This window comes from Pseudomonas sp. EL_65y_Pfl2_R96, assembly GCF_963970905.1.
GTDB lineage: Bacteria > Pseudomonadota > Gammaproteobacteria > Pseudomonadales > Pseudomonadaceae > Aquipseudomonas.
Genome location: NZ_CAXAQH010000003.1, coordinates 330,863 through 339,139 on the forward strand (window position 1 = coordinate 330,863; position 8,277 = coordinate 339,139).

Consider the following 8,277-nt stretch of genomic DNA (forward strand, 5'->3'; position numbering starts at 1 on the left):
TCAGCACTCGATAATGTTGACCGCCAAACCGCCACGGGCGGTTTCCTTGTATTTGCTTTTCATGTCGGCGCCGGTCTGGCGCATGGTGCGGATGACCTTGTCGAGGGAGACGAAGTGCTGACCGTCGCCACGCAGGGCCATGCGCACCGCATTGATGGCCTTGACCGAACCCATGGCGTTGCGCTCGATGCAAGGCACTTGCACCAGCCCGCCAATCGGGTCGCAGGTCAGGCCGAGGTTGTGTTCCATGCCGATTTCGGCCGCGTTTTCCACTTGCTGCACCGTGCCACCCAGCACTTCGCACAAGGCGCCGGCGGCCATGGAGCAGGCAACGCCGACCTCGCCCTGACAGCCGACTTCGGCACCGGAAATCGAGGCGTTTTCCTTGTACAGAATGCCGATCGCGGCGGCCGTCAGCAGAAAACGCACCACGCCGTCTTCGTTGGCGCCGGGGATGAAGCGCATGTAGTAATGCAGCACCGCCGGGATGATTCCGGCTGCACCGTTGGTAGGTGCGGTGACCACGCGTCCGCCGTTGGCGTTTTCCTCGTTGACCGCCAGGGCGTACAGGTTGACCCAGTCCAGCACCGACAGCGGATCGCGCAGCGACGATTCCGGGTTGTTGCACAGTTGCCGATGCAGCGCCGCAGCCCGACGTTTGACCTTCAGTCCACCGGGAAGGATGCCTTCGTTGCGGCAACCGGCGGTGACGCAGTCTTGCATCACTTGCCAGATCTTCAGCAAACCGGCACGAGTCTCCGCTTCCGGGCGCCAGGCACTTTCGTTGGTCAGCATCACCTGACTGATCGACAGGCCGTAGGTGCTGCAGTGACCGAGCAGGTCCTTGGCGCTTTTGAACGGGAAGGTCAGCGGTGTGGCGTCTTCTACGATGCGGTCGGCGCCGGCGGCATCTTCATCGACCACGAACCCGCCACCGACCGAGTAATACTCACGGCTGCGCACCTGCAGACCCGCCGCGTCGAACGCGCGAAAGATCATGCCATTGGGGTGATAGGCCAACGGTTTGCGGATCATCGCCAGGTGTTCTTTCTCGTTGAACGCAATGCTGTGTTCGCCGAGCAGGTTCAGGCGACCGTTGCCGCGAATCTCTTGCAGGCGGGCGGCGATGGTTTCGGTGTCTACGGTGTCCGGGTGTTCACCTTCCAGGCCCAGCAATACGGCCTTGTCGCTGCCGTGGCCTTTGCCGGTGGCGCCGAGCGAGCCGTAAAGCTCGACTTTGACGCAGGTGGTTGCCGCCAGCAGCCCTTCACGGCGCAGACCTTCGGCGAAACGTGCAGCCGCACGCATCGGGCCGACGGTGTGGGAGCTGGAGGGGCCGATGCCAATCTTGAACAGGTCGAACACGCTTAACGACATGGTTGTTCTCCGGTTTCTTGTTATAGGAATTGGCGGAAATCTTTTGACTAAATACGATCCTGTGGGAGCTGGCTTGCCTGCGATGACGGTAGGACAGTCAGCATCTCAGTCGCCTGATACACCGCCATCGCAGGCAAGCCAGCTCCCACAAGTGTTGTGGTGTTCTTGAAAAGGGGGGCGAGCGAACCCGCCCCCTATAGATCAAGCGTAGCTTTCGATCGACGGGCAGGCGCAGACCAGGTTGCGATCGCCAAACACGTTGTCGACGCGACCGACCGGTGGCCAGTACTTGCCTTCGATCAGCGACGCTACCGGGTAAACCGCTTGCTCACGGCTGTACGGATGCGTCCACTCGCCGACGATTTCCGCGGCAGTGTGCGGAGCGTTTTTCAGCGGGTTGTCGTCCTTGTCGAGCGTGCCGTTTTCCACCGCGCGGATTTCTTCGCGGATGCGGATCATGGCGTCGCAGAAGCGGTCCAGTTCTTCCTTGGATTCGCTTTCGGTCGGTTCGATCATCAACGTGCCGGCCACCGGGAACGACATGGTCGGGGCATGGAAGCCGAAGTCGATCAGGCGCTTGGCCACGTCATCGACGCTGATGCCGCTGCTGTCTTTCAACGGACGCAGGTCGAGGATGCATTCGTGCGCCACCAGACCGTTGCTGCCGGTGTACAGCACCGGGTAGTGCTCTTCGAGGCGACGGGAAATGTAGTTGGCATTGAGGATCGCCAGTTGCGAAGCACGCTTGAGACCCGCGCCACCCATCATTCGAATGTACATCCAGGTGATCGGCAGAATGCTCGCGCTGCCGAACGGTGCGGCGCAGACCGCGCCTTCCTTGCGTTCCATCTGGGCGTGGCCCGGCAGGAACGGCGTCAGGTGCGACTTGACGCCAATCGGGCCGACGCCCGGGCCGCCACCGCCGTGGGGGATGCAGAAGGTTTTGTGCAGGTTCAGGTGGGACACGTCGCCGCCGAACTTGCCGGGTGCGCAGAGGCCGACCATGGCGTTCATGTTCGCGCCGTCGATGTACACCTGGCCGCCGTTGTCGTGAATGATGCCGCAGATTTCGCGGATGCCTTCTTCGAACACGCCGTGGGTCGACGGGTAGGTGATCATCAGCGCGGCGAGGTGTTCGCGGTGCTCGATGGCCTTGGCGCGCAGGTCTTCGATGTCGACGTTGCCGCGGGCATCGCAGGCGGTCACGACCACACGCATGCCAGCCATGTTGGCGGTGGCCGGGTTGGTGCCGTGGGCGGACGAGGGGATCAGGCAGATGTCGCGACGGTCTTCGCCACGGCTCTGGTGGTAGGCACGGATCGCCAACAGACCGGCGTACTCGCCTTGCGAGCCGGCGTTCGGTTGCAGGGATATCGAGTCGTAACCGGTGGCGGCGCAGAGCATTGCTTCCAGCTCATCGGTCAGCTGCTGATAGCCGGCGCTTTGCTCGGCCGGGGCGAATGGGTGCAGGGCGCCGAATTCAGCCCAGGTCACCGGGATCATTTCGCTGGCGGCGTTGAGTTTCATGGTGCAGGAACCCAGCGGGATCATGGTGCGATCCAGGGCCAGGTCCTTGTCGGCGAGTTTGCGCAGGTAGCGCATCAGCTCGGTTTCCGAGTGATAACGGTTGAACACCGGGTGGCTGAGGATCGGCGATTGGCGAACCAGCGCTGCCGGGATGCGGCTTTCGACCGAGGCGGCGAGAGCTGCGAAGTCCGGCAGTGCCTTGCCGTTGGCCAGCACGCTCCACAGGGTTTCGACGTCGGCCTGGCTGGTGGTTTCGTCCAGGGACAGACCCAGACGTTCGCCATCGACCACGCGCAGGTTGATCTTCTGAGCACGAGCCTTGTCGTGCAGAGCTGCAGTTTGCGCGCCGGTCTTAATCGTCAACGTGTCGAAGAAGTTTGCTTGCTCGACGCCGAGGCCCAATGCGCTCAAGCCTTTGGCGAGGATCGCGGTCAGGTGATGAATGCGCTTGGCAATCTGCGTCAGGCCTTTCGGACCGTGGTACACGGCGTACATGCTGGCGATGTTGGCCAACAGTACCTGTGCGGTGCAAATGTTGCTGGTGGCTTTCTCGCGGCGGATATGTTGTTCGCGGGTCTGCATGGCCAGGCGCAGGGCCGGCTTGCCGAAACGGTCCACGGAAACGCCGACCAGACGGCCCGGCATGTCGCGCTTGAACGCATCCTTGGTGGAGAAGTAAGCCGCGTGCGGACCACCGAAGCCCAGCGGCACGCCGAAACGTTGGGCGCTGCCGATGGCCACGTCGGCGCCGAATTCGCCCGGCGGGGTCAGCACGGTCAGGGCCAGCAGGTCAGCGGCAACCGCGACCAGCGCATTAGCTGCGTGGAGGCGCTCGGTCAGTTCGCGGTAGTCGAACACGTCCCCGTTGCTGGCCGGGTATTGCAGCAGGGCGCCGAAGAATGCGCTGACGTCGGTCAGTTCGCGCTCATCGCCCACCACCACGTCGATGCCCAACGGCTCGGCACGGGTGCGCAGGACGTCGAGGGTCTGTGGGTGGCAGTGAACCGAGGCGAAGAACGCGTGGCTGCCTTTGTTCTTGCTCAGGCGTTTGCAGAAAGTCATGGCTTCGGCAGCGGCGGTGGCTTCGTCGAGCAGGGAGGCATTGGCGATCGGCAGGCCGGTCAGGTCGCTGATCAGGGTCTGGAAGTTCAGCAGCGCTTCGAGACGCCCTTGGGAAATTTCTGGTTGGTACGGGGTGTAAGCGGTGTACCAGGCCGGGTTTTCCAGCAGGTTGCGCAGGATCGGCGACGGCGTGTGAGTGCCGTAGTAGCCCTGGCCGATGTAGGTCTTGAACAGCTGGTTTTTGCCGGCGATGGATTTGATCAGCGCCAGGGCATCGGCTTCACTCAGGCCGTCTTCCAGGCCGAGGACGCTGGTGCCTTTGATGCTGTCGGGAATGACGCTGGCGCTCAGAGCTTCCAGGGAGTCAAAGCCCAGGCTGTTGAGCATGGCTTGCTCGTCGCCTGCACGCGGGCCGATGTGGCGCGCGATGAATTCGTTGGCAGTGCTTAGGTTTACTTGAGTCATGTAGGGCGCTCCTCAGGCTTCGGCGTTGGCTTTGATCAGACGGTCGTAAGCGTCTTGATCCAGCAGTTGGCCGACAGCCGAGGCGTCGGTTGGCTGGAAGCGGAAGAACCAGCCTTCGCCCAGCGGATCTTCGTTGACCAGTTCAGGGCTGCTGTCCAGCGCCGGGTTCACTTCCAGCACTTCACCGTTCAATGGCATGTACACACCGCTGGCGGCTTTTACCGATTCCACGGTGGCGGCTTCAGCGCCTTTGTCGTAGGACTGCAGCTCAGGCAGTTGTACGAAAACCACGTCGCCCAGTGCGTTCTGCGCGAAAGCGGTGATGCCGACCGTGACGCTGCCGTCAGCTTCGGTGCGCAGCCATTCGTGATCTTCAGTAAAACGCAACTCGCTCATGGAAACTCCTAAGGGGGCCAGACTCGTCTGGTGGACGCGATTGAATGCTTGGGCAATGCCCTGATTTATGAGGGGTTACTTAGCAAAATCGCGGCCAATGTTATTTATTCTTTATAAATCAATGAGTTATTTTGTTTTGCGAAAAGCTGAAATGGACTGGCTGTAGCGAAATCGATACAGCCAAGACTGAAGAAAAAAGCTGAGGTGGATCAAAGCCTTGCACAGCGGTGATCAGGAGAGGGTGTAGCGATATCGTTCCGCTGTAGCGCTTTCAGTACAGATAGAGGTCGCTTTTGAGTTGAGCAAATGATCGTTCCCACGCTCCGCGTGGGAACGATCAATACAGCTAGTCCGGTACCGAAGCCTTACGGCTTATTGGGAATACCGTACTTGCGCAACCGATGGGCAATCGCGGTGTGGGAGGTTTGCAGGCGGCTGGCCAGTTGGCGGGTCGAGGGGTAGCTGACGTAGAGTTTTTCCAGCAAGGTTTTCTCGAACTCTTCCATGGCCTGTTCAAGGCTATCGACCTCGCTGTCGCTCTGGCGCGCCACGGAAGTGCCAGCGATGTCGAGGTCGCCGATGTCCACCAGGCTGCTTTCGCAAATCGCCGCGGCACGGAAGATCACGTTCTGCAATTGCCGCACATTGCCCGGCCAACGGTTGCCGAGCAGCGCCGGATAAGTGCCGGGAGCCAGGCGACAGACCGGGCGCTGGATCTGCGCGCAAGCCTGCTGCATGAAGTAACGCGCCAGCAGCAGAATGTCCTGACCGCGCTCGCGCAACGGCGGAACTTCGACATTCAGCACGTTGAGGCGATAGAACAAGTCTTCGCGGAAGGTGCCTTCGCTGACCATTTTTTCCAGATCGCGGTGAGTCGCGCTGAGGATCCGCACGTTGACCTTCACTTCGCGATCGCCACCGACCCGGCGGAAGCTGCCGTCGTTGAGAAAGCGCAGCAATTTGGCCTGCAAGTACGGCGACATTTCACCAATCTCGTCGAGAAATACCGTGCCTTGGTTGGCCAGTTCCATCAGCCCCGGTTTGCCGCCCCGTTGTGCGCCGGTGAAGGCGCCGGGGGCGTAGCCGAACAGTTCGCTTTCGGCGAGGTTTTCCGGCAGTGCCGCGCAGTTCAAGGCCAGGAACGGCGAACTGTGGCGGGCACTGATGGCGTGGCAGGCGCGAGCCACCAGTTCTTTGCCGGTGCCGGTTTCGCCCTGAATCAGTAACGGTGCATCAAGGGCCGCGACTCGCTGGGCGCGTGCCTTGAGCGTACGAATCGCCGGGGATTCGCCGAGCAGGGCATCGAAACCTTCGGCGTGATCGTGGTGCAGCGCCGAAAGACGTTCACCGATGCGGTTCGGTTGATACAGGGTCAGCAGGGCACCGGCGTCGGTGATCGGCGTGGCGTCCAGCAGCAGGGTCTGGCCGTTGACGGTTATCTCCCGCAGCGGCAGGCGAAAGCCGTTTTCCAACAACGCGTCGAGCAGCGCCGGATCGGAAAACAGCTCGCTGATGCTTTCACCTGCCGGTTCTCGGCCGTACAGGGCAATCAGCGCCGGGTTGGCTAGCAGCACCTTGCCAGCGCTGTCGAGGGCCAACACCGGGTCGGTCATGGCGGCGAGCAACGCATCGAGCTGCAAGTGACGGCGCTGGCCGGGAAGAATGTCGACCACCGTCACCGCTTGCACGCCGCGCACGCTGAACAGCGCGTCGCGCAGCTCTTCGAGCACTGCCGGGCTCAAGGTCGGGGCGTCGATGTAGACGTTGGGCGGGACCATTTCCACCGCATCCAGATTGAGATTGCGCCCACCGAGCAGGGCCAGGACTTCCTGGGTGATTCCGACGCGGTCGATGAAACTGACGTGGATGCGCATGGGGCGGTTGGGTTCTGGAGTGCGGAGGGTGGCAAGTATGCCTTGGGGCGGGTCTTAGGTGAAATGGCGTTCTAATTGTAGGAGCGAGGCTTGCCCGCGAAGAGGTCATCGAGACCGCTAAAAGCTTCGCGGGCAAGCCTCGCTCCTACAGGTCGTGTGTCGCGGTCTTTCAGTCGACATCCATGGCGAATGAAAATCCGTCATCGCGAGCAGGCTCGCTCCCACAAGGTCAGTGGGTTATTCGAAGTTCTCGAGGTTTACCGGGTCGCCGGATTTCATATCCAACTGCTTGCGGATGTCTTCAAACATTAAATCGTAATGCTTGTGAACCGAGCCGATCTGGCTGTGTGTCTTCGGGATTCCGTACTTCTCGGCGATTTTCGTCACGTTGTTGGCGAAGTTGTAAGCCTCCTCCTTGGGCAGAAAGAAGGTCTCCGTCATGTCCTTTCCCTGCATGCTGCCGTGCATGGTGAACAGTATCCCTTTGCCTTTCCTGGGATCCTGCGCGACCTCATAGTCGAGGTGCACGTTGTAGTTGACATCATCCGGGGTCAGCGCGTGGCGCTCGATGTGCAGATGACCGGGCTCGAACATTGCCATTGGCGTCTCTCCTTACAAGTAAGTTATGCCAGCTGTCGCCGTAGTGATACGCGTGCCGGCCTTGCCCTGGACGATCGCTTCGATGTCCGAGAGTGAACCGATCACCGCGGTTTTTCCAGTATGGCGGGCGAACTCGCAGGCCGCCTGGACCTTTGGTCCCATGGAACCGGCCGCGAAGCCGAGTTTTTCCATGTCGTCCGGGTGGGCCTGGGCGATGGCTTTCTGGGTGGGTTTGCCGAAGTTGATGAACGCCGCGCTGACGTCGGTGGCAATTACCAAGAGTTCGCTTTCAAGTTGTTCGGCCAGCAACGCCGAGCACAGGTCTTTGTCGATCACCGCTTCCACACCCTGCAATTTACCGTCGGCGCCGTACATGGTCGGGATGCCGCCACCGCCAGCGCAAATCACGATGCTACCTTTGTCCAGCAGCCACTTGATCGGGCGGATTTCGAAGATGCGTTTGGGTTTCGGGCTGGCCACCACGCGCCGGAATTTGTCGCCATCCGGGGCGATCGCCCAGCCTTTTTCGGCGGCGAGTTTCTCTGCGTCGGCCTTGGTATAGACCGGGCCGATCGGTTTGCTGGGGCTCTGGAACGCCGGGTCGTTGGGGTCGACTTCGACCTGGGTCAGCAGGGTGGCGAGCGGGACTTCGAAGTCCAGCAGGTTGCCCAGTTCCTGTTCGATGATGTAGCCGATCATGCCTTCGGTTTCGGCACCGAGCACGTCCAGCGGGTAAGGGGAAACCTGGGTGTAGGCCGCCGCTTGCAGTGACAACAGGCCGACCTGCGGACCATTACCGTGAGCGATCACCAGTTGGTTGCCGGGATAAATCTTGGCGATCTGTTCGGTGGCGACGCGGATGTTGGCGCGCTGGTTGTCCGCGGTCATGGGTTCACCCCGGCGGAGCAGGGCGTTACCGCCCAGAGCAACGACGATACGCATAATGCAGTCCTTTCAAGAGTTCAGTGATCCCCGT

General features: G+C 61.2%; 6 protein-coding genes. All 6 read right to left on the bottom strand.

The annotated features are described in order from the left end of the window. The 6 genes from AACY49_RS05865 to arcC all read right to left on the bottom strand — a co-directional run bounded on the left by AACY49_RS05865 (position 1) and on the right by arcC (position 8,243). Complete coding sequence (locus AACY49_RS05865; RefSeq protein ID WP_339522289.1) at positions 1–1,377, bottom strand: L-serine ammonia-lyase; 1,377 nt, start codon at positions 1,375–1,377, stop codon at positions 1–3. Positions 1,378–1,578: 201 nt separating this feature from the next. Beyond that, the gene (gene gcvP / locus AACY49_RS05870; protein ID WP_339522291.1) at positions 1,579–4,431 is read right to left on the bottom strand and encodes an aminomethyl-transferring glycine dehydrogenase; all 2,853 of its coding nucleotides are present in this window, start codon (positions 4,429–4,431) and stop codon (positions 1,579–1,581) included. A 12-nt stretch (positions 4,432–4,443) separates the two neighbouring features. Then, the gene (gene gcvH, locus AACY49_RS05875; RefSeq protein ID WP_258699415.1) at positions 4,444–4,827 is read right to left on the bottom strand and encodes a glycine cleavage system protein GcvH; all 384 of its coding nucleotides are present in this window, start codon (positions 4,825–4,827) and stop codon (positions 4,444–4,446) included. A gap of 365 nt (positions 4,828–5,192) precedes the next feature. Beyond that, complete coding sequence (locus tag AACY49_RS05880) at positions 5,193–6,701, bottom strand: sigma-54-dependent transcriptional regulator (protein ID WP_339522293.1); 1,509 nt, start codon at positions 6,699–6,701, stop codon at positions 5,193–5,195. Between the two features lie 237 nt (positions 6,702–6,938). Continuing rightward, complete coding sequence (locus AACY49_RS05885) at positions 6,939–7,301, bottom strand: DUF5064 family protein (protein ID WP_258699417.1); 363 nt, start codon at positions 7,299–7,301, stop codon at positions 6,939–6,941. A 12-nt stretch (positions 7,302–7,313) separates the two neighbouring features. Beyond that, positions 7,314–8,243, bottom strand: coding sequence for a carbamate kinase (arcC, locus tag AACY49_RS05890; RefSeq protein WP_339522296.1), 930 nt, complete (start codon positions 8,241–8,243; stop codon positions 7,314–7,316). Between the last annotated feature and the right edge of the window lie 34 nt (positions 8,244–8,277).

What these genes read in the sequence shown, in the direction of transcription:
- AACY49_RS05865 (WP_339522289.1), bottom strand. Translation starts at nt 1,377, where the DNA reads ATGTCGTTAAGCGTGTTCGACCTGTTCAAGATTGGCATCGGCCCCTCC.
- gcvP (WP_339522291.1), bottom strand. Translation starts at nt 4,431, where the DNA reads ATGACTCAAGTAAACCTAAGCACTGCCAACGAATTCATCGCGCGCCAC.
- gcvH (WP_258699415.1), bottom strand. Translation starts at nt 4,827, where the DNA reads ATGAGCGAGTTGCGTTTTACTGAAGATCACGAATGGCTGCGCACCGAA.
- AACY49_RS05880 (WP_339522293.1), bottom strand. Translation starts at nt 6,701, where the DNA reads ATGCGCATCCACGTCAGTTTCATCGACCGCGTCGGAATCACCCAGGAA.
- AACY49_RS05885 (WP_258699417.1), bottom strand. Translation starts at nt 7,301, where the DNA reads ATGGCAATGTTCGAGCCCGGTCATCTGCACATCGAGCGCCACGCGCTG.
- arcC (WP_339522296.1), bottom strand. Translation starts at nt 8,243, where the DNA reads ATGCGTATCGTCGTTGCTCTGGGCGGTAACGCCCTGCTCCGCCGGGGT.